Annotated in this window: 22 protein-coding genes; 5 read left to right on the forward strand and 17 right to left on the reverse strand. The window is 36.3% G+C overall.

Annotated elements, in window-relative coordinates; translation table 11 throughout:
• Positions 1 to 78: 78 nt before the first annotated feature.
• From ACSVH9_RS07760 to ACSVH9_RS07815, 12 genes are all read right to left on the reverse strand, one after another.
• Entirely contained in the window at positions 79 to 876 is a 798-nt protein-coding gene (locus tag ACSVH9_RS07760; RefSeq protein WP_438063221.1) for a hypothetical protein, read from the reverse strand.
• Between the two features lie 373 nt (positions 877 to 1,249).
• Positions 1,250 to 2,122: a sugar phosphate isomerase/epimerase family protein gene (locus ACSVH9_RS07765; protein WP_438063222.1), complete on the reverse strand. Its 873-nt coding sequence runs from the start codon at positions 2,120 to 2,122 to the stop codon at positions 1,250 to 1,252.
• 19 nt (positions 2,123 to 2,141) lie between these two features.
• On the reverse strand, positions 2,142 to 3,032 hold the full coding sequence (locus ACSVH9_RS07770; RefSeq protein WP_438063223.1) for a hydroxypyruvate isomerase family protein: 891 nt from the start codon (positions 3,030 to 3,032) through the stop codon (positions 2,142 to 2,144).
• 14 nt (positions 3,033 to 3,046) lie between these two features.
• Positions 3,047 to 4,264 carry a nucleoside permease gene (locus tag ACSVH9_RS07775; protein ID WP_438063224.1) on the reverse strand — a complete coding sequence of 406 codons (1,218 nt, stop codon included), beginning with the start codon at positions 4,262 to 4,264 and terminating at the stop codon, positions 3,047 to 3,049.
• 40 nt (positions 4,265 to 4,304) lie between these two features.
• Positions 4,305 to 5,015 carry a 3-keto-disaccharide hydrolase gene (locus ACSVH9_RS07780; protein ID WP_438063225.1) on the reverse strand — a complete coding sequence of 237 codons (711 nt, stop codon included), beginning with the start codon at positions 5,013 to 5,015 and terminating at the stop codon, positions 4,305 to 4,307.
• A gap of 168 nt (positions 5,016 to 5,183) precedes the next feature.
• Positions 5,184 to 6,647 (reverse strand): Gfo/Idh/MocA family protein, encoded by a 1,464-nt coding sequence (locus ACSVH9_RS07785; protein WP_438063226.1) that lies wholly within the window; start codon positions 6,645 to 6,647, stop codon positions 5,184 to 5,186.
• 14 nt (positions 6,648 to 6,661) lie between these two features.
• Positions 6,662 to 7,021, reverse strand: coding sequence for a c-type cytochrome (locus tag ACSVH9_RS07790; protein ID WP_438063227.1), 360 nt, complete (start codon positions 7,019 to 7,021; stop codon positions 6,662 to 6,664).
• A gap of 13 nt (positions 7,022 to 7,034) precedes the next feature.
• On the reverse strand, positions 7,035 to 8,093 hold the full coding sequence (locus tag ACSVH9_RS07795; RefSeq protein ID WP_438063228.1) for a sugar phosphate isomerase/epimerase family protein: 1,059 nt from the start codon (positions 8,091 to 8,093) through the stop codon (positions 7,035 to 7,037).
• 10 nt (positions 8,094 to 8,103) lie between these two features.
• The gene (locus tag ACSVH9_RS07800) at positions 8,104 to 9,258 is read right to left on the reverse strand and encodes a Gfo/Idh/MocA family protein (protein ID WP_438063229.1); all 1,155 of its coding nucleotides are present in this window, start codon (positions 9,256 to 9,258) and stop codon (positions 8,104 to 8,106) included.
• Between the two features lie 16 nt (positions 9,259 to 9,274).
• Positions 9,275 to 10,978: a GMC oxidoreductase gene (locus ACSVH9_RS07805; protein ID WP_159685388.1), complete on the reverse strand. Its 1,704-nt coding sequence runs from the start codon at positions 10,976 to 10,978 to the stop codon at positions 9,275 to 9,277.
• Between the two features lie 47 nt (positions 10,979 to 11,025).
• The gene (locus ACSVH9_RS07810) at positions 11,026 to 11,586 is read right to left on the reverse strand and encodes a gluconate 2-dehydrogenase subunit 3 family protein (protein ID WP_438063230.1); all 561 of its coding nucleotides are present in this window, start codon (positions 11,584 to 11,586) and stop codon (positions 11,026 to 11,028) included.
• A gap of 340 nt (positions 11,587 to 11,926) precedes the next feature.
• Positions 11,927 to 12,325 carry a glyoxalase gene (locus tag ACSVH9_RS07815; protein ID WP_438063231.1) on the reverse strand — a complete coding sequence of 133 codons (399 nt, stop codon included), beginning with the start codon at positions 12,323 to 12,325 and terminating at the stop codon, positions 11,927 to 11,929.
• 69 nt (positions 12,326 to 12,394) lie between these two features.
• On the opposite strand from ACSVH9_RS07815, the gene ACSVH9_RS07820 reads away from it, so the two are divergent.
• Complete coding sequence (locus ACSVH9_RS07820) at positions 12,395 to 12,778, forward strand: acyl-CoA thioesterase (RefSeq protein WP_438063232.1); 384 nt, start codon at positions 12,395 to 12,397, stop codon at positions 12,776 to 12,778.
• Between the two features lie 14 nt (positions 12,779 to 12,792).
• Here ACSVH9_RS07820 and ACSVH9_RS07825 read toward each other — a convergent pair whose 3' ends face one another.
• Together ACSVH9_RS07825 and ACSVH9_RS07830 are read right to left on the reverse strand one after the other, a co-directional pair.
• Positions 12,793 to 14,085 (reverse strand): mechanosensitive ion channel family protein, encoded by a 1,293-nt coding sequence (locus ACSVH9_RS07825; protein WP_438063233.1) that lies wholly within the window; start codon positions 14,083 to 14,085, stop codon positions 12,793 to 12,795.
• Positions 14,078 to 14,362: a DUF3817 domain-containing protein gene (locus ACSVH9_RS07830; protein WP_159685402.1), complete on the reverse strand. Its 285-nt coding sequence runs from the start codon at positions 14,360 to 14,362 to the stop codon at positions 14,078 to 14,080. Before ACSVH9_RS07830 ends, ACSVH9_RS07825 begins: the two co-directional genes overlap by 8 nt.
• A 105-nt stretch (positions 14,363 to 14,467) precedes the next feature.
• Between ACSVH9_RS07830 and ACSVH9_RS07835 the strand changes: the two genes are divergently transcribed.
• The 4 genes from ACSVH9_RS07835 (at position 14,468) to ACSVH9_RS07850 (ending at position 19,488) form a co-directional block, all read left to right on the forward strand.
• On the forward strand, positions 14,468 to 15,004 hold the full coding sequence (locus ACSVH9_RS07835) for a DUF6155 family protein (protein ID WP_438063234.1): 537 nt from the start codon (positions 14,468 to 14,470) through the stop codon (positions 15,002 to 15,004).
• A 104-nt stretch (positions 15,005 to 15,108) separates the two neighbouring features.
• Positions 15,109 to 16,647: a DEAD/DEAH box helicase gene (locus tag ACSVH9_RS07840; RefSeq protein WP_438063235.1), complete on the forward strand. Its 1,539-nt coding sequence runs from the start codon at positions 15,109 to 15,111 to the stop codon at positions 16,645 to 16,647.
• 123 nt (positions 16,648 to 16,770) lie between these two features.
• A complete protein-coding gene (locus ACSVH9_RS07845; RefSeq protein WP_438063236.1) occupies positions 16,771 to 18,105 on the forward strand; it encodes a DEAD/DEAH box helicase in 1,335 nt (444 codons plus the stop codon).
• A 108-nt stretch (positions 18,106 to 18,213) separates the two neighbouring features.
• Entirely contained in the window at positions 18,214 to 19,488 is a 1,275-nt protein-coding gene (locus ACSVH9_RS07850) for an NAD(P)/FAD-dependent oxidoreductase (protein ID WP_438063237.1), read from the forward strand.
• 180 nt (positions 19,489 to 19,668) lie between these two features.
• Here the strand turns inward: ACSVH9_RS07850 and ACSVH9_RS07855 are convergent, their stop codons facing one another.
• The 3 genes from ACSVH9_RS07855 to ACSVH9_RS07865 all read right to left on the reverse strand — a co-directional run bounded on the left by ACSVH9_RS07855 (position 19,669) and on the right by ACSVH9_RS07865 (position 21,642).
• Positions 19,669 to 20,037 (reverse strand): hypothetical protein, encoded by a 369-nt coding sequence (locus tag ACSVH9_RS07855; protein ID WP_438063238.1) that lies wholly within the window; start codon positions 20,035 to 20,037, stop codon positions 19,669 to 19,671.
• A 248-nt stretch (positions 20,038 to 20,285) separates the two neighbouring features.
• On the reverse strand, positions 20,286 to 21,086 hold the full coding sequence (locus ACSVH9_RS07860; RefSeq protein ID WP_438063239.1) for a hypothetical protein: 801 nt from the start codon (positions 21,084 to 21,086) through the stop codon (positions 20,286 to 20,288).
• A gap of 10 nt (positions 21,087 to 21,096) precedes the next feature.
• Entirely contained in the window at positions 21,097 to 21,642 is a 546-nt protein-coding gene (locus ACSVH9_RS07865) for a hypothetical protein (protein ID WP_438063240.1), read from the reverse strand.
• Positions 21,643 to 21,741: the final 99 nt, after the last annotated feature.

Consider the following 21,741-nt stretch of genomic DNA (forward strand, 5'->3'; position numbering starts at 1 on the left):
AATGCATCAAATACAAACTATTTTCAAATTAAGCCAATTGCCAAGCTTGCTTGTAGCGTGTGTTGGTGGCTGGCATTTTTATCTGTCCCATAATTTTCGAATTAGTTTTAAGAGTTTCGGCTTTTCATTGTCGTTAGCAATATCGTTAGTCGGGATTGGCTCTTGTTCTTCCCGAATTGGAATATTATTTTGTTCGTTTTCAAATTGTTCCATCTCTAATTCAAAGCGTTCGTCTTCGTCAAGAGGTTGTTTTAATTCAGAACCACCTTTATGTGCAAACTGAACATAGTCTTCTGGTGGTTTAGGTAATTTGTGTTCACATTCTGATGAACATAAATTTGTTAACAATGGTAATACGTCTGTTCCAACCCAAAGTGAAATCCACAATTGATTTGTTTGTTCGTAAGTCATTGTCTTTCCACATACACTACAATTTAGGATGTCGCCTAAGTATCGAACAGGATTATTTGTCAAACGAGGAAAACCCATTCTGTTTTTATAATTCCCATAAAGGGCCCTTGTGCTAACTCTACTATTTTTTAGATTTTTACAATGTGATATTTCGTAAGGAAACCAATGTAAGTCATAAGATGTATATGGGTCAAAGTATTCAAGTGATTCCATTTGTCCGATTTCTGGTGGAATACGTTTTAGTTTGCTTCCATAAAGCCACACTTTTTTAACTTTTTTAAGTTTTGAAATGGTTTCTGGCAAAGTATGAATTTGAGAAAATAGTTCTTGTCCAAGTTCTTCTAATGGAGAAAATTCTTCACTTTCAAGTGTTGCAATTTTGTCAACATAGTCACATAATTTTTTCCAAGCAACAGAATTTCTGTCTTGCACATCGTTTTCAATTTTATGTATTCTGTCGTTCATTGTTAATTTGTGAAGTGTCTCGTTATGCTTGCCACCAACTACCATATAGGTCTTATAAAATCAGACCTATCATATCTACATTAGTGAGATAGGTACAGTCAGAGATTTTCATTTCCCCAAATATAACCGTTTTCTTTCAAAAAAATATAAAAAAATTCTGAAAAAGTTAAACTCTTTTTGTCTGTTGTTACCATTACTTCTAATCTCTAACTTCTAATTTCTTACTTCGCATGAGCGATGGGAGCGGCATCCTCTTGGGGGCGGGGTTCGCCCCAAGAGATATAGCGTACAGCGCGACCCCGATGCAACACTGTCGTGTTTTTGGCACGGTCGTGTATATCGGGGTCATGCCCAAATAAAAAAGGGTGTTATTTTATAGCAATTGCTTACTAACGTACTGGCAACTTGCTTTGATGGATTCCATTGGGTTGGGAGAGTAGTTGGTTTCTTGCTCCACAAAAAAGTGCTGCATGCCTGAGGCTTTGGCTTGTGCAAAAATGGCTTTGAAATTGATGTTGCCTTCACCAATTTCGGCATTCCAAGCGGGATTGTTTTTGTCCCTATCTTTAACATGCCACATGGTGAAGCGGCCAGCGTGGTTTTGGAACAACTGCAAAGGGTCGTTGCCGGAGCGCACTACCCAGTACAAATCCAATTCAAAATCGACCAGTTTTTTGTCGGTTTCTTTTAGCAAAATGTCGTAACCGGTTTGGTCACCGAATTTCGTGAATTCAAAATCGTGGTTGTGGTAGGCGAGTTTGAGTTCTGCTTTTTGGCACAAAAGTGCGGCTTCGTTGGCTTTTTGGGCGATGCGTTTGTAGTCGTCCAATTGGCTGCGTAGAGCGTCTTCTAGCCACGGAATCACCACATATTCGCTTCCCAATTGATTGGCGCACTCTATGGAGGCTTTCAGGAAGTCGGCATTGTTGTCTTTGATAAACGTTTTGAAATCATAATGCCCGCTCGGCGCTTTGAGTCCGTTGTCGTTTAAGATTTTTTTAAAGTCTTTGGGCGAGGTGCCAAAAAAGCCTTTTTCGCCTGCAAATCCGTAGGTTTCAACTTCTTTGTAGCCGGCTTTGGCAACGTGTTCTAGCACGCCTTTGACATCTTTGGAAAAGGCTTCGCGCAAGGTGTACAATTGAATGCCGATGTTTTTGGGTTTTGCCGCAAAGGCTAGGGAAGGAGCTAGGGCAACGGCGCCCAAGGCCAACCCACTATTGATGATGAAATCTCTACGCTTAATCATGGTGGTTCGTTTTTAGGGGTTAAATATCACAAATGGCGATGGCTTGTTGCAAAGCGGCCATTTTATCTTTTTGTTTCGGCATGAATTCTTGTCCCACAAAACCTGTAAAACCAGTAGCTGCAATGGCTTTCATGATGGCGGGATAATTAAGTTCTTGGGTTTCGTCGATTTCGTTGCGACCTGGTACACCCGCCGTGTGAAAGTGGGCAATGTACTGGTGGTTTTCTTTGATGGTGCGAATGACATCGCCTTCATCAATTTGCATGTGATAGATGTCGTACAAAAGTTTGAAATGAGGCGAATTGATTCTTTTGGCCAATTCTACGCCCCAGTAGGTTCTGTCGCACTGGTAATCTTTGTGGTCGATTTTGCTGTTGAGCAATTCCATTACTAAGGTAACTTGGTGTTTTTCGGCCAGCGGAATCAAGGTTTGCAAGCCTTTTACACAATTGTTCCAGCCTTCTTCATCGGTTTTGCCTCTGCGGTTGCCGCTAAAGCAAATTAGGTTTTTATAGCCTGCCTGAGCCACCAACGGAATCATAGCGGTGTAGTTTTTTATAAGTTGGTCATGGAATTTAGTATCATTGAATCCGTCAACGAGATTCAATTCGGCACCATTGCACATAGTAGATACTAATTGGTGTTTTTGCAGGATGGGCCAGTCTTTTGGGCCGACCAAATCAATTCCAGTTATCCCCATTTTCTTGGCTGCTATACAAAGCGCTTCGAGTTCCATATCGCCAAAACACCAACGTGCTACGGAATGGTTTATTTTTCCTTTGGTCATAAAATCAGAGGTAAAGGTTTTATCAGACACTCCCATAGCCGAAAGCGACGACGGAATTCCCATAGCTACAGTGCCAGCAATTAGGCCTTTTAGAGCGGTTCTTCGATTGAATTGTTCAGGCATCTTGCAATGGAGTATTAGTTGTTGGCTGCAATTTTTTGCTTTTCTTTAAAGAAGATAAAAAACAGCAATGCAATTCCTGCTGCAAATAGACAAGGGAAAATCCAAACATTGTTCCAATTGTGAATGCCTTCTCCAGCACTATTTTGGTCTACAATTTGTCCTGCAACGTAGAAGCCAATGTACATTCCAACGCCATAAGTGGCAAGCGTAATCAAGCCTTGAGCTGAGGAACGAATGGAAGCACCCGCTTTTTGGTCCGTGTAAATTTGTCCAGTCACAAAGAAAAAGTCATAACAAATTCCGTGCAGTGCAATTCCTAAATAAATCATCCAAATGTTTTGTCCTACATCGCCATAAGCAAACAATAAATAGCGAACTACCCAAGCCAACATCCCGATTAACAACATTTGCTTGATACCAAAACGTATAAAAAACAAAGGCATTAAAAACAAAAATACCGTTTCCGACATTTGTCCAATGGTCATTTTGGCTGCTGCGCTTTCAAGACCAATTTCATTCAAAAATTGATTGGCTTGACCGTAATAAAACGCCAACGGAATGCAAATAAGAATTGAAGCGATAAAAAACACTAAGTAATTCTTGTCTTTCAAAACATTTAAAGCATCTAAACCCAAAGTTTCGGCGATTGACACTTTTTGTCCCGCTTTCGGAGGTGGTGTATTCGGTAAGAAAAAGCAAAACACCCCAAACAAAAGCGATACGATTGCCGAAACATAAAAAGTGATATTCAATCTGTCTGGTGTAGATTCCCAAGCCATGGCACCAATGACTAATCCAGAGGCAATCCAGCCAAGGGTTCCCCAAACACGTACTTTAGCGAACTCTTTCTCAGCATCGGTCATTTGATTCATCGAAATAGAATTGACCAAGGCTAAAGTGGGCATAAAAAGAATCATATAGAACAATAGCAAGGTGTAAAAAGAATCAAATGTAGATTTAGTCGATAACAAATAGAGTAGTACCGAGCCTATAATATGCAAAACTCCTAGAATCTTTTGTGCTGAGAAAAATTTATCAGCAATCATCCCCACAATAAAAGGGGCTATAATCGCTCCCAAACATTGTGTTCCATAGGCCAATCCGGTTTGTGCTCCTGTTGCTGCTATAATCCCTTTTGTTAAATAAGTACCCATAGTAACAAACCAAATTCCCCAAACGAAGAAATTAATAAACATCATGGACGATAATTTGATTCTAATAGTTGTAGTCATATTTTAGGTGGTTTTTGGGTTAGTGGTTAGTAGGTGAGGGCTATTTACAGCCTGTAGTGGTTTCCATTGTATTCCATTCTTTGATTAGAATATTGCGGTACCACACATTGTCTCCGTGGTCTTGCAAGGCAATTTTTCCTTTTTTGAAGGTTCCAAATCCAGGCCAAGCTTTGAATTTACTTCCTGCTACCAACGCTTTAAATGCATCATCCCAAAGTACTGTCTCTACGATAATTACTCCATTTAATACGTAAGTTAATTTGCCATTTTTACATACTACTTCTGCCGTATTCCATTCGCCTACAGGTTTTACAGGCTCTGATTTACTCTGAATCAAATCATACAAATCTCCTGCGCGGTGTTTGGTGATTTTTCCATCAGGATGTCCGTCATTGTCCAATACCTGCATTTCTAAACCAGTCTCATACGTGTTTTTGTATTTCTGTGGATTTTCATTGATGTAAAAAATAATCCCACTGTTGGCTTTTGGCGCGACTTTCCAATCCACTTTCAAGTGAAAGTTTTCGTATTCGGCGTCAGTCACGATGTCGCCACCTTGACCATTTTTGGCTGCTTCGGGGTCAAAATGCAAGACACCGTCTTCTACTTTCCATCCAGCACCCACGGTAGTTTTGCCGTAAGTATGCCAACCGGTTGTTGTTTTTCCGTCAAAAATCGGTTTAAATCCTTTTTGTGCTTGTAGGGTTTGAGCGATAACCAAAACCATAAGCGTTGCTACTATTTTTTTCATTTCGATTGATTTTTTTTAGTTCATTTAATTGTTTGGAGCAGATAGAAAAAGGCTTTCTTGTTGTCAAAGTCCCGCTGTCCGCTATATCTTTGCTTTTTAACCCAAAAAGCAAAGGATGCCGCTGCCATCGGGGCTATGGAGCCACAATTTGAATTCTTGGTTACCAACCTAAAAACTCAAATTCTTCCAACCTTCTCTATAATTTCGTTTTACAAATTGGTTCACATCGTCTACATTGGTTACTTTCTTAGCGGTATTGTCCCAAAGCAGTTTCACCGAACGTCCCGGATACACATCTTCTCCCAATACTTCTTTGTACAAGTCATAACCACGAACAGCTAAATTCGCCATCAACAAAGCTTCAGTCAACGGACCTGCAATCTCGAATGGCGAACTCAATTCTTTTTTGCCATAACCGGCAATGCATCCTTCAATCCATTGTTTTTGGTGGCCGCTGGCTCCGTCTTTTACACGAAGGTATTTCTCGGCGATTTTTAGGTTTTCATTGCGACTCAAAGGCAATAATCTTGGATTTTCGCTGTAGGTGTCGCAAATCATTTTTCCTTTGGTTCCAATGAATAAAGTTCCGTTTCCACCATCACCAAAGATTTCATTAGCGCCCAATTCCTCAGGACGTTCTGGCTGAATTCCTCCATCCATCCAATGCACTTTTACATCGCCTTTGGTTTTATCAGTTTTAGGAAAAGTCAACACCACGTGGCTCGACGGCGGACAACTATCAGGGAAATACCCTCTTTTGAATTCATCCACATACACAGAACCTACGCTGCATTGTACGTCTTTTGCATATTTCAAATTCAATACAGAAAATGGAGCTTCTAGCAAATGGCATCCCATATCACCCAAGGCACCTGTTCCATAATCCCACCAACCACGCCAGTTAAAAGGCACTAGTTTGTCGACATAATTTTTACTTGGTGCTGTTCCCAACCACAAATCCCAATCCAATTCTTTTGGAATATCGGCTTTTGCAGTAGACCACGGAATCCCTTGTGGCCAAACGGGTCTGTCGGTCCAAGCATAAACGGTGTGTACATCGCCAATCAAATCGGCTTCAAACCATTCTTTTAGCAAGCGCGTACCATCATTCGAAGAACCTTGATTTCCCATTTGAGTCACCACTTTATAGCGGCTTGCAGCCTGAGTCATCATGTGTGCTTCATAAATGTCGTGTGCCATTGGTTTTTGCACATACACGTGTTTGCCCAACTGCATGGCTGCAAAGGCTTGAATCGCGTGATTATGATCGGGTGTTGAAACCGAAACGGCATCAAAATTTTTATGCTCTTTATCGAGCATTTCACGCCAATCTTTGTAGAATTTTGCTTTTGGTAGGGCCTTTACGCTATTGGACGCTCTGCGCGTGTCAACATCGCATAAATAAGCTACGTTGGCTAATCCACTTTTTTCAAAAGAAGCAATATCGGACTGGCCTTTTCCGCCTACACCAATACTCGCAATAAGTAATCGGTCACTTGGCGCTACAAAACCTCTTCCCATTACATGACGTGGAATAATCATAAAGGCCGCTGTTGCCAATGCGCCTTTTTTTAGAAAATCCCTACGAATGGTGGATTCGGGCTCTTTTTTGGGGTTAAAATCTTGATCCATAGATGCGTTTCAATTTATTTGTTCAATGATAGAATGTACTTCGCAATTTTTTTGGCATCGTCTTTTTTCAATGCACCGTGAGCAGCCATTGGAATAGCGCCCCAAACACCTGAACCTCCTTTGATAATTTTATCCGATAAATAATTGATGTTTTTATCGTTCATTGGATATTTTTTTGCAATATCTAAATACGATGGACCAATTACTTTTTTGTCAATTTTATGGCAAGTAGCGCAATCTTGTTTTGCGATTAACTTTTCACCTTCTGAAGGTTGTTCTGTTGGAACTACTTTGCTTTTTGGAATGAGTTCATAATCAGAAAAAGCACTCAATACACTTACGCTAATTATGGCTGCCATTATTTTAATTCTCATTTTATTTTAATTTTTATATTGATAATCCTAAATTTTTTCTGTTCAATTCGGTGTTGGTACTAACTGCTGCAAAATCATCAAATGCTTTATCAGTGACTTTAATAATATGCTTTTTGATGAATTCGGCGCCTTCTCTTGCACCATCTTCTTGATTCTTCAAGCAACATTCCCATTCCATTACGGCCCAACCTTTGTAATTGTACTGCGCCAATTTGCTAAAAATGGTTTTAAAATCTATTTGACCATCACCAGGCGAGCGATAACGCCCCGCGCGATTGAGCCAACTTTGATAACCTCCAAAAGTGCCTTGTTTTCCGGTAGGATTGAATTCGGCATCTTTTACGTGAAAGGCTTTGATACGTTCATGATAAAAATCGATATACTGCAAGTAATCCAATTGTTGCAATACAAAATGTGAAGGGTCGTACAATAAACAAGCGCGTTGATGATTATTAACGGCTTTCAAAAACATCTCGTAAGTTTCGCCATCAAACAAGTCTTCTCCTGGATGAATTTCGTAGCAAACATCAACACCATTTTGGTCAAAGGAATTTAGTATGGGTAACCAGCGTTTGGCCAGTTCTTTGAATCCTTCTTCAATTAATCCCGGAGGACGCTGTGGCCAAGGATGAAAATATTGCCATAGCAAAGAACCACTAAAGGTTGCATGCGCTTCTAAACCTAAATTTTGCGAAGCCTTGGCGGCATAATGCATTTGCTGTACGGCCCATTCTTGTCTAGCTTTAGGATTAGCTCGTAAAGCAGTAGGGGCAAACCCATCAAAAAAATCATCATAAGCAGGATGAACAGCCACTAATTGACCTTGCAAATGAGTAGATAATTCGGATATTTTTAGTCCGTAAGAGGCAACTTTTCCTGTAAGTTCATCAGCATAGGTTTTACTTTCGGCAGCTTTTTGTAAATCGATAAAGCGAGCATCCAAAGTTGGAATTTGAATCCCCTTGAATCCCAAATCAGCCGCCCATTGACAAATACCGTCTAATGAATTAAAAGGAGCTTCATCCGAGATAAATTGAGCTAAAAAAACGGCTGGGCCTTGCATTGTGGTCATTTCTTTTGATTTAAATTTTAAATTCAGTCCATTTTTGAGTCGAACGCCCTGAGGCAATAACATTTTCTATAAAAGCCATCCCACGCACCCCATCTGAAACGGTTGGGAAATCAAGCATTTCAGTAGTAGGTTCTTTACCTTCTAATTGGGCTTGAAGGGTTAAGGCAAAGTTTTTATACAAATTAGCAAAAGCTTCTAAATACCCTTCAGGATGTCCGCTTGGAATTCTCGTATTAAAAGCAGCTACTGATGATGCATAGCCATTTCCAGTACGGTAGATTTGTGCTGGAGCATCTAGCCATTTTACGATTAAGGTATTCGGTTCCATTTGGTGCCATTCAAGGCCACCTTTTTCGCCATATACTTTAATTTTAAGACTGTTTTCCTCACCAGCGGCAATTTGGCTGGCCACTAATATTCCGTTGGCACCATTATCAAATTTGAGCAACACATTGCCGTCATCGTCCAAACGTCTGTTAGCTACAACGGTATTGATATCAGCGCAAAGTTGGGTAATTTTCAATCCTGAAATGTATTCGGCTAAATGAGCGGCATGGGTTCCAATATCGCCCATGCAACCACTAATTCCACTCTTAGAAGGGTCGGTGCGCCAAGCGGCTTGTTTGTTGCCTTCCTTTTCAAATGAAGTACTCAACCAACCTTGAGGATATTCTACCATAATTTTGCGGATTGCACCCAATTGGTTATCAGCTATCATACTTTTGGCTTGTTTCACCATTGGATAGCCAGAATAGGTGTGTGTAAGGCATAATTGTAATCCTGTTTCCTTTACTTTTTGTGCTAACAGTTTGGCTTCTTCAAGGGTTAGTGTCATTGGTTTGTCTAAAACGACATGAAAACCGTACTCTAACGCCATCATAGCTGGGGCAAAATGTGCGTGATTGGGTGTAACAATCGATACAAAATCCATTCTTTCGTTGGGCGGTAATTGTGCTTCGGTGGTAATCATCTCTTTGTAAGAACCGTAACATTTGGCTTTTGGTAAAAACAAAGCCTGACCTGATTCCATCGATAGTTCAGGATTAGAGCTAAACGCACCGCAATGCAATTCAATCAAACCATCAATGTTGGCGGCAATGCGGTGTACTGCTCCAATAAAAGCATTTTTACCACCGCCAATCATTCCCATTTTTAATTTTCTCATGCTTGACAAGTTGTCTCTATATATTTTTCTTTTTCAATTCTTTTACAGCATAATCACAAGCTCTTGCGGTCAAAGCCATGAAGGTCAATGAGGGGTTTTGACAAGCCACAGAAGGCATACAAGAACCATCTGTTACAAAAACATTGCTTACTTCGTGCATCTGATTCCATTTGTTCAAAACAGATTCCTTAGGGTCGTTCCCCATACGAGCAGTTCCCATTTCGTGAATAGCCATACCTGGGAAACAGCCATTATCATAAGTTTTAATATTTTTTAACCCTGCAGCTTCAAGCATTTCTGCGGCATCATACATCATGTCTTCACGCATTTTGGCTTCATTTTCCTTGTACTCACAATCGATGGCCAAAACAGGTTGTCCCCATTTGTCTTTTTTCGAATGGTCGATGTAGACTTTATTTTCGTAATAAGGCAACATTTCTCCAAAACCACCTAGACCCATAGTCCAAGAATCAGCTGGTCTTGACATCGTTTCTTTAAAATCACCACCAAAAGCTAATTCAGCGACTTCTTTGTGCCAATTCCCTCTACTAGCGCCACCTTGGTATCCAAAACCTCTCAAATAATCACGTTTATCGCCATTAAAGTTTTGGTATCTTGGAATGTAAATTCCATTGGCGCGTCGCCCGTAAGTATATTTGTCTTCAAAACCTTCGGCAGTTCCTTCGGCACCACATCTAAAATGATGGTCCATTAAGTTATGCCCTAATTGTCCACTACTATTTCCTAAACCGTTAGGATGTGCCTCAGAAGTAGAGTTTAATAAAATGAAAGTAGAACCTAATGTTGAACCATTAACAAAAACAATTTTGGCATAGAATTCCATCGTTTCATTAGTTTCAGCATCAATAACCATAACGCCTTTGGCTTTTTTGGTGTCTTTGTCATAAATAATATGATTGACAATCGAGTAGGGGCGAACGGTTAGTTTTTTCGTAGCCATTGCTGCCGGTAAAGTGGCAGATTGGGTACTGAAATAAGCCCCAAAAGGACAACCTCTACTGCATAAATTTCGGTATTGACAACTGCCTCTACCATTAAGAGGTACAGTCAAATTGGCTGTACGACCAATCGTTAGAATTCTAGATTTATTATAATGTTTTTCGATACGTTCTTTCACCGATTTCTCAACGCAATTCAAATCCATTGGGGGTAAAAATTGTCCATCAGGTAACAAAGGCCAACCTTCATTTTGTCCACTAATACCAGCAAATTTTTCTACATAATCATACCAAGGTGCAATATCTTTATAACGAATGGGCCAATCATTACCATGACCATCTCTAGCATTGTCTTCAAAATTGTGGTCACTCAAGCGGTAACTCTGACGCCCCCACATTAAGGATTTTCCTCCTACGTGAAAACCTCTATACCAATCAAAACGTTTGTCTTCAGTATAAGGACATTCCAAATCATTAACCCACCAACTTTCGGTCGCTTGATTGTACGGATAATCACGGGTTTGCACCGGATGTGTACGTTTTTGTTCCTCGGTCATTTTGCCTGCATACGGAATTTCCCAAGGGGCTTTCATAGCCGAATCGTAGTCTTTGATGTGTTCAATGTTTTTACCACGTTCGAGCATGAGCACTTTTAGTCCTTTTTCGGTTAATTCTTTGGCTGCCCAACCACCACTTATTCCTGAACCTATAACGATTGCGTCATAAGTGTTTTGCTTTTTTAAATCGGTATTGATATTCACGAGTTGCTTTTTTTTGAATTAATACTAAAATAGAATTCCAGTCCTTTTTATGTGGCCCAAGCTTTTTGTCCAGGTTTATAGGGAGCGCTTCCATCATATTTTCCGGGGATTGGTAAATATTCACGAGCTTGAGTACAACCTATTTCTGATGAGAAATAACACAAAATGGTTAAGTCTCTAGCAATTAAAAAGAAGGAAGGTTCTTTGTTGCTATCAATAGCTTCTTGTTTCAAATCATTCATTAATTGGATTTTTTCATCAGTTGACAAAGCCAAGAATTCTTTATTGAATTTTGTTTTTGATTTGGCCAACATGGCCTCATAACCATTTTTGAAAATAGTTTGCAGTTTTGGAGGATAACAATCTTTAATAATTAAGGGAATCATTGCTCCAACACCGGCAGCTTTAGCTCCAGGAGAACTTGAAGTAGTGGGCAGAATTATTTCCGCAAATTCAGCTAAAATTGCTTCTTCTGAAAAGGAATACGAGTAGGGACTTTTTCCTGGTTCGTAAACGGTAAAGCTTTCAAACAAAACACCCATTGTCGTTGCAGAAATGGCTCCTCCCATTAAATAGGCAACTTTTTTTAATGCTTCTCTTCTGTCCATTTTGAATACTATTTAAAATAATTGGTTATTAGTAATAAAAAACATAATTATCAATGTATTACAATAATAAGTAAAAAAATGACAGATTCTTTTTTATACTAATAATTTAATATCATTAATGAATATTTAGCAATGTTTTTTTTATTTCTATCCAAAATGATGAAAGAATAGAAGCAGTAAAGGACAATGAATACGATTTATTAATTTTTTTAAGAGTACTATTTTTTTAAATAGGCTAGTTCATAGTGAAATAAACTAACTTTTATGTAATTTTACTTGTTAAAATTTGTAACAAAAAGTTGAAAACAGATTTCATTGCGTTAAAATGACATTTTATACATTATAGTACTTTTTCAAATAATTGTATTTGACTTTTAAGGCGTTCAATCAGCATATTCATCATTCTTTTGTTCAAATTAGATGAATTTTGAATATAGGTTTGGTATTCTTCCAAAGTAAAAAGTCCAATAACCATTCCTTTTAAAGCATTTCTAAACTTTATATCCTTTTGAATTGAATTTTCTATCAAAAGCAATTTCTTTTCAGTGGATAGACTATAAAAATCCTTTTTATTTTTAGTAATGTAATTTTCAAATGAAGCTAGAAATAAATCATTTTGAAGTTTTAGAATAGGTCGAAGTGTTTCATTTTGAAAGGCTTCCTCGCTAGAGGACTGATTAGTTATTGTGCCAATGGCTTCACCTCTTAATTCCTTTAGCAGAAGATCTCTTGGATTCATTGTTTTTTCTTTAAAGTTAATCAAAAAGTGGTTTGGTAATTTCTTAAATTTGAAAATAAACCTAACAAAATGAGATTTCATACTAGAAAATGGGTAAAACCCGAAGATTTAAATCCAAACGGAACGTTGTTTGGTGGTCGATTATTGGCTTGGATCGACGAAGAATTGGCCTTGTATACGATTATTCAACTCGAAAATTCCCGAATTGTAACCAAATACATGTCGGAGATTAACTTTAAAAGTTCAGCTCGGCAAGGTGATATTATAGAAATTGGCATTGATGTCGTAAAGTTTGGCACCACTTCTTTAGTTTTAAAATGCGAAGCCAGAAACATGATGACTCGAGAAACGATTCTGACTATTGACCAAACAACTATGGTAAATCTTGGTGCTGATGGTAAACCAAAAGCGCATGGTAAGACTGAAATTGAATACGTAAAAAACAGACTATAAAAAAGGGACACTAATTAAAGTGTCCCTTTTGTTTTTCTTACGGGTACTTCGTAATCAAGAAAATTGCTTTCTGAGGGCATTTCATATACTTCTAAGTGAAAATACTTTACTGAAGCAATGACATGATCAAAGATGTCCGCCATGATGTATTCGTAATTTTCAAAACGTTTGTCAGTAGAAAAGGCATAAACCTCCAATGGCACACCCTGAGCAGTAAGCTGCAATTGTCGACATAACATGACCATATTTTTATTCAATCCCGGATGCTGATGCAAGTATTGATTGATGTATTTTCTAAACAAACCCAAATTAGTCATGTTTCTTCCGTTGATAGCTAAACTTTTATCAACCCCATTGGCTCCATTGTATCGATCAATTTCAGCTTTTCGTGTTTCAATATAAGGTCGGATAAGCTCAATTTTTTGCAATTCCTCTAATTCCTTATCTTCAAGAAAACGGATAGTACTAGCTTTGATTAAAATATGTCTTTTAATACGTCTTCCGTCTGATTTAAGCATACCGCGCCAGTTATGAAAGGAGTCAGAACTCAAACTATAGGTAGGAATTGTGGTGGTGGTATTGTCAAAGTTTCTAACTTTTACAGTAGCCAAATTGATTTCAATCACATCACCATCGGCACCATAACGATCCATTGTAATCCAGTCACCTATACGTACCATATCATTGATGGCGACTTGAACACTGGCTACAAAACCCAAAATAGTATCCCTGAATATCAAAATGATAATGGCTGATATTGCTCCAAGAATGGTAAGCATTTCTTTTTGACTGATGCCAAATAACTTTGAAATAATTACAGATATCCCAAACATCCAAAGCACAATCATGATTACTTGCATAAAGCTATCAATCGGTTTGTCGCTGTATCTTGGAATATGCTTTAAGTATTCTTGAGTGGTATTCAAAAGTGTTCTTATAATCCAAAGAACAAGTAATACAATATAAACTCCAACTAGTTTACCGAATATATCTTCCCAATAATCATAGCGTTCTAAAATGATTGGAACCGATTTATAAATTAAAGTAAACGGAATTAATTGTGCGATGTAAATCACCGTTTTGTTCGATATAATTAAATCATCGAACTTGGTTTTTGTTTTTAGCGCAATGACAGCCATAGCCGTAACAAACAAAAACCTGAAAAACATATAAATAGTATAGGTTAGAACAATCAAAATAATGATGTTCAGCACCAAACTCAAATAAGAAGCAAACGAATAACCCAATCCCCATTTTCTAAAAATAGGGTAGAGGAAATTAAAGAGTTGTTCTAAGGTTTTATTCATTACTCAAGTATTTCTTTTCAATATAAAAAGTACCAAACGGAATTAATGAACCTAAAATAATAATTGCAAAAGTAGGGAAGGACCACTTTTGTGCATTTTTCAATAGCACAGCTAATACTACATACCCAATGAACAAAACACCGTGACTCATTCCTATCGGATACAAGAGTGTTTTGTATAAATCCATGTTGTTAGGTTTGATAAACAACATATTAGCTAATAAAACTAAATAAGAACATCCTTCTAAAATGGCAGTAATTTTGAATAATTTGAGCATTTTCTAAATTTAAGTAATTTTTATTGTGTCAAAATTAAGGATTCTTGTTGATTATAGCATTTGTAAAGTCAAACTATTTACTTTTACAATTCCTAACGATTGAAAATGAGCAAACGCGAATTAAAAAAATATGTAGCCCAATTAACGAAAGAACAATTGGAAGAACAAGTGATTGAATTGTATGAAAAATTCAGTCCAGTAAAAGTCTATTACAATTTTGTTTTTAATCCAAAGGAAGACTCTCTTTTACAAGAAGCAAAACTCAAAGTAACCAATGAATATTTTCCAGTTAGAAATCCTGGACGAAAGAGTAAACCAAGAGCCAAAATGAGACGTTCTATTGCTCAAAAGTTTATCAAGCATTTTATTGTGTTGGGAGTAGATGCTTTTATAGTTGCTGATTTAATGCTGTATGCCATTGAAATTGCCCAAACTTATGCTGCAGAAAACCCTATTAAAAGTGAAACTTTTTACAAAAGTATGTACAATTCTTTTGGGCAAGCAGCAAATTATTGTATCGCAAACGGCATTTTTACTGACTTTAAAGAAAGAATTATAGGAATTAGCGCTGAAGCAAAGCTGAAAAAATGGCAAAATCGTTATGATTTTGAAACCTTAATCGATAAAATATCAATTTTGTAGCGCTTCTTAAATAAAATTATTTAATCAAAACTATATTTTTTATTTTAATAGTAGTGGATTAACTCTTTTTTCGGCGTATTTTTGCAAAAATCCAAGAAAATACAATGTTAGAAGACACTTTAGAAATTCAAGTTGAAAATAAAAAAGAACTTTATGCCTACCAAAAAGGAGATATAGATGCAATTTTTGAAAGAATAGATAATGCTCCAAGCAATCATCATTTATTGTATCAATTGCCTACAGGTGGTGGAAAAACAGTAGTTTTTTCAGAAATTGTTCGCAGGTATTTATCACAACATGACAAAAAAGTAGTTGTACTAACGCATAGAATTGAGTTGTGTAAACAAACATCAAAAATGCTCAAAGGATTTGATGTTAAAAACAAAATCATCAACAGTAAAGTAAAAGAATTACCAGACCAAAACGATTACTCTTGTTTTGTGGCCATGGTAGAAACTTTGAAAAACCGTATTAATGACGAAAAACTACATTTAGACAATATTGGCTTAGTAATTATTGACGAAGCACACTACAATTCCTTCCGAAAATTATTGAGTTCCTTCAAGAATGCTTTTATTCTTGGGGTTACCGCAACACCATTGAGTTCCAATATCAAATTGCCAATGCATCAAAGTTATGATGAATTAATTGTTGGTGACACCATTGGTTCTTTGATTGAAAAAGGTTTCTTAGCACGAGCTGTAACGTATAGTTATGATGTAGGATTGACTTCGCTAAAAGTCGGAATCAACGGAGATTACACCGTAAAATCTTCTGATGATTTATACACTAACATGGCGATGCAAGAAAAATTATTGCATGCTTACACTGAAAAATCTATAGGAAAGAAAACCTTAATTTTCAATAACGGTATCAACACTTCATTGTACGTTTACGAAACGTTCCGTGAGGCAGGTTATCCTATTCGTCATTTAGACAATACCAGTAATAACGAAGAGCGAAAAGAAATTTTGCATTGGTTCAAGCATACACCAGATGCTATTTTGACTTCTGTTGGAATTTTGACCACAGGATTTGATGAGCCAACAGTAGAAACTATCATTTTGAATCGTGCCACCAAATCGTTGACACTTTATTTCCAAATGATTGGTCGTGGTTCAAGAAAGTTACCTGGAAAAGACGAATTTACAGTTATTGATTTGGGTAATAACGCCGCTCGTTTTGGACTGTGGAGTGAGCCTGTAAATTGGCAGCATATCTTCAAATCACCTGAGTTTTATCTAGAAAACTTGCGTGATGACCACGAAATTGAGTTGCACTTTAAATACCAAATGTCTCCCGAATTAAGAGCTAAATTCAGTAAAACTGCTGATGTAACTTTTGATGTTGATGAAGAACACAAATTGGCCATCAAACAAAACTTACGTTCTAAAGTTGTTCTTGATAAATCTTTAGACCAACATGCTTCTATGTGTGTTGACAATGCCGAATTACCTCAAGAAGCCAGAGCTTTAGCCAAAGAATTAGATGAAGATATTGAATGCCGCATCAAACGTTATTCAAAATGCCTAAGCCAGTGCAGTAAAAACTACCGCGAATGGTTGGTCGATGATTATAAACAAAAACTTACCTTGTTAATTGGTAAAAAATATAGAGAAAAAGTCTTAAGCGAATTGGATTAATTTTTAGGAGCTTTTCCGGCTGTACACTGTATCTTTTCTTTTTTTAAAGGAAAAAAAGAAAAGGATGCCGTTTCCATCCGGGCTATTTCAGGAAACAAACAAGAATTTCAAAAAACAGAAAACATGTCAAAACAATTCTCAGATTTAGGGCTTTCAGCACCCCTTGTTAAAGCGATTACCGAAATGGGAATTGTCACACCTACAGAAATTCAGTCTGAAATTATTCCATTAGCATTAGCAAACAATACAGATTTAGTTGGTATTGCTAAGACAGGAACGGGGAAAACGGCTGCTTTTGGATTACCAATTTTAGATAAAATAGATGTTGCTACTTCTTCTATTCAAGCTATTATTTTGGTACCCACCAGAGAATTGGGCAATCAGATTTTTGATAATTTAGTTCAGTTTGCAAAGTACCAACCTGCTATTTCGATTGCTGTAACTTGCGGAGGAGTACCTATCAAACCTCAGGTTGAACGTTTGTCTCAACCTACACATGTTGTCATTGCAACACCTGGTCGATTGATTGATTTGATTGAGAGAAAAGCAATTAACATAAAAGAAACTCCTTTATTAGTTCTCGATGAAGCCGATGAAATGGTTTCCATTTTAAAGGATAGTCTTGATACTATCATTGCGGAGTTACCAAAAAAACACCAAACCTATCTTTTTACAGCCACACTTCCTGGAACCATAAAACAACTTATCCAGAATTACTTGAACAAAAATGTAGTACAAGTAAGCGCTAGCATGGAAATTATGGGTAATCAAGGAATTAACCATAAGTACATCATAGTAGACCCTATAGAAAAACTAGATGTTTTAATGCATTTTTTGAATACGAAAGAAGGAGAACGCGGTATAATTTTTTGCAAAACCAAAGCAGCAGTTAACAAATTAGCTAAAAACTTGGCCATTAATAAGTTTTCATCCGGAGCTTTACACGGAAGTTTGTCACAAGGAATTAGAGATAGAATTATGGACCAATTCCGTCAAGGGCATATCAATATTTTGATTGCAACCGATTTGGCTGCTCGTGGTATAGACGTAGCTGCCATTTCTTATGTCGTAAATTATCATTTACCAGATACGTATGAAGCTTACGTACATCGTAGTGGTAGAACGGCTAGAGCAGGAGCTAATGGACTTTCATTAACCGTTTTACAAGCTGAAGAAGAAGCAGAAATTGCTGATTTTGAACGAGAATTAGGTTTGCAATTTTCCAAATATCAAAAGCCATCAACGGCTAGTATTGAAGAGAATAACGCGCTTTTGTGGGCAAAACAAATCTTCAAAACCAAACCTAATCACGAGTTAGAAGCTGAATTCAAAACCAAAATCAAAACTATTTTTCATCATCTCACCAAAGAGGAATTGATAGAAAAATTAATCGCTAATTATTGGTTACAAAACAAAACAGAACCTACAGAAAAACCTGTTAAAAAATTCAAAAACTAAATTTTCTACTGATTTATTGTTGTATTTTTATTGAGTACAAATAAACAATATAGTATATAGAAAGTAAAAAAGCTTATCTATTTGCATAACTAATAAATCAGCAAAAAGATGCATATTGTAATTATAGGTGGTGGTTTCGCAGGCATTAACTTGGCCAAAGCTTTGACTAACGAAAAAGGTATTACTGTCACATTAGTAGACAAAAATAATTATAATTTTTTTCCACCATTAATTTATCAAGTAGCAACAGCCTTTTTAGAACCTTCAAGTATTAGTTATCCATTCCGAAAGTTTTTTGCAGGAAAAAAGAATTTACAATTTCGATTGGGTGAATTTTTAAAAGTCATTCCAACAGAAAATAAAATAATCCTCAACAATGGTGAATTGAGTTACGATCAATTGGTTTTTGCCACAGGAGCAGAGACCAGTTATTTTGGTATGGAAAATGTGAAGAAAAATGCCATTCCAATGAAAACGCTCAATGACGCGACAAATATGCGTAATACCTTGTTAAAAAATTTAGAAAAAGCAGCGATTTGTAAGGACATACGCAAAAGAAGAAAATTACTTACGATTGTTGTTGCTGGAGGTGGTCCTACAGGAGTTGAAGTTTCTGGAATGTTTGCAGAAATGCGAAAAAGTATACTCATCAAAGAATATCCGGAATTGGAAACATCTGCCAGTAATATTTATTTGGTAGATGGTGGTGAGGCTTTATTGTCACCAATGAGTGTTGCATCTCAGCAAGATACACTAGAAGCGGTGACAAAACTTGGTGTAGTGGTAAAATTGAATACTCGCGTGGTAGACTACAAAGACGATACAGTATATTTTGCTGATGGCAACACCATTCAAACCAAAAATTTAATTTGGGCTGCCGGAATAACGGCAAGAGAATTTGAAGGAATTCCAGCAGAAAGTTATGGACGCGGTAAGCGAATTCTAACTGATGCTTTTAACAAAGTTAATGGTACCACAAATATTTTTGCTATCGGAGATACTTGTATTCAACTGACAGATGAAAATTTTTCTCAAGGACATCCACAAGTGGCTCAAGTAGCCATTCAGCAAGGATTAAATTTAGCTGGGAATTTTAAAAATTTACTTCAACAAAAAGCACTTAAACCATTTATTTACAAGGACAAAGGTTCAATGGCAATAATTGGAAAAAACAAAGCTGTTGTAGATTTACCAAAACCAAATCTTCATTTTAAAGGTTTTTTTGCTTGGATGATTTGGTTGTTCGTGCACTTAATGTCATTGATTACATATCGAAACCGCATCAATACTTTTTATCACTGGATGATTGCTTATTTTTCTAAAGATCAATCCTTGCGTATGATTATCCGTCCGGATAAAAGAATAAAAGAAGAAGTATCCTAACTAAGTTATTGATTTCTAACTATAAAAAGTTATTGTCATATTTTGAACTATAATTTATAGTATGTAAATAAGATTTTTTATATATATTTGCCATAGGTTTTTTATCAACAAGAGGGGAGTGACTGCGAATCACGTTTGACCCTCTTTTTTTTGTGGTTATTGTAAGGTTATTCTATACTCTTAATATTCCCATTTTTTTGATTCAGGATTAAATTTCCTTTTCCATAGTAAATGTGTATCAATGTTTAGGGTTTCAACTCTTTGAGTTATAAATCCGATTTGGTCGCCTACTTCACGAACTAAAACACCGTTTTGTTTGAATTTATAATATTTGTAAATTTTCATATAATAAAAGGCTTTGTTATTTCTCCAATATCTTGCAAGCGCTTTTATATCGTGGCGGGTTATTCTAATCCAAAAATAATTCTTTCCCGTTTTGGTAACAACTCCATTTAAAACAACCTTTCCAACAGCCGAAACAATTCTATCTTTATCGGGTATTCTTTGTAAGTTGTTTTTTAATACATTGTTTTCTTTGTTTTCTTTCATAATACTAAAGTGTTATTTGGTGTGCTAACGCTGGAAGCCTAACGGCGTTAACCGCGGGCATCAACAGTAGTATATGTGATTGAAAAAAAAAAGTGCATCCCGATAGGGAAACACTTTCATATAAATAGTTAATTCTTTCCATTATATTCGATTTTTTATCTAAAGAGGTTAAGGTCTGCGAACCATTTCTAACCACTATTGAAGTTTTCACAAATATACATTTTTTTTGGATTTAGAAAATTATTTTTTTAAATAAGGTTATAATCCTTTTTTGGGTTAAAGACATTTATTGCTAGAATATTTGAATAAATTCTAAAACCACCATCCCAAGGCTGAAGCTCGGCCAAAGAAAAATATTTACGTTCATCGTTTTGCATTTCGTTGTAATAAATATGCACTTCTTTTGTTCTTATGTTGTATCTAAAATAAACTGATAAAATATTCTTACCATTGATAAGCGGTATTTCTGACAAACTCGGACACATAAGCATAATATTAATATCGGCAAATCTGATAACAGTTTCATAACCATATTTAAAAACAGTTGGATAGTAAATTAATGCTTTTTGAGTTTTTGAAAAATTGCTAAAACTATCCATTGCAGTACAATCCCAATAATAATTATCTTGTTGGTAATTATATCTAAAAGTTGCGCCTAAAACATAAGGATTATAAGAAGCATCTTCTAGCTGTAATAGTGGTGTTGGAATGTCATATATTTTTAGATATGGTTCTGGCTGTAAGTATGGAATTAATACCGATAAATCTAGAGAGCTAGATTGTTTAGGGAGAACATCAAAACCGAAATAACCTGATTGATTGAATTTTGAAATATCAATAAAATCGCCATCAAAGTTATTATCATTTACAACAGCTATTTGATAGGGAGAAACATTTGCTATTTGCCTTTTTTCTCCATCAATGTAAACAGCAGTAACCAAAAACCTTTGAGGTATTGATTCAGTTGTAATAAAATTTACGTGTTCGGCTTCTGTAATTTCTACAAAATCGAAAGAATTGTTTTCTGTTATATATGTAATGAAATTCATTTTTTTTGGTTTAAATTTTTAATCCTTTACGAACAAGTACAAGTTCTGATTTATCTAAATACTTTAGAATATCAGCACGTAAGGAACGGGAATCCGTATCAACTTGAAAGTATAATTTTTCTAAAATTGAAAAATAATTTCTATACTTTAAAAGTGTATTTCTAATACTTTCGTCATTTTCAGTCCATTTGCGAGGTTTGGCAAAATCCCACCAATCGCCCGAATCCTGAATAGCAAAACCGAAATCAGAAGCTAGTTTTTCTGATGCTGCCCAAAGTTCTGAACTGCCCGTAATTTTTAACCTTTTTTGTTTTTGTGTGAGAGGGTTTTTATTATCGAGTAGTTTTATTTCTTTTTCAACTGCTTTTTTTGTTTCGATTTTTTCAACGTCATTTTCAAGTTTATCATTTTGGTTTTTGGTTTTCATTTCTTCCAAATAGTTTTGAATCCACGGAACCGCAATAATTAACCCTAGAATAACAATCCAATACTTTTGTAAAAATTGCATTGAAGCATCCCAATCAAAGGAATTATTTTTATTTTTTATGTATGCCATAAGTTTAATTTTAATCAAAAAAAAGAGCGTTTTTAAGCACTCTTTTTTTTATTTGGTAAATGAATATGTTTTTTATTTTTTAAAGACTTTGTAGCCTAA

This window comes from Flavobacterium sp. RSSB_23 (assembly GCF_051547145.1).
Classification (GTDB): domain Bacteria; phylum Bacteroidota; class Bacteroidia; order Flavobacteriales; family Flavobacteriaceae; genus Flavobacterium.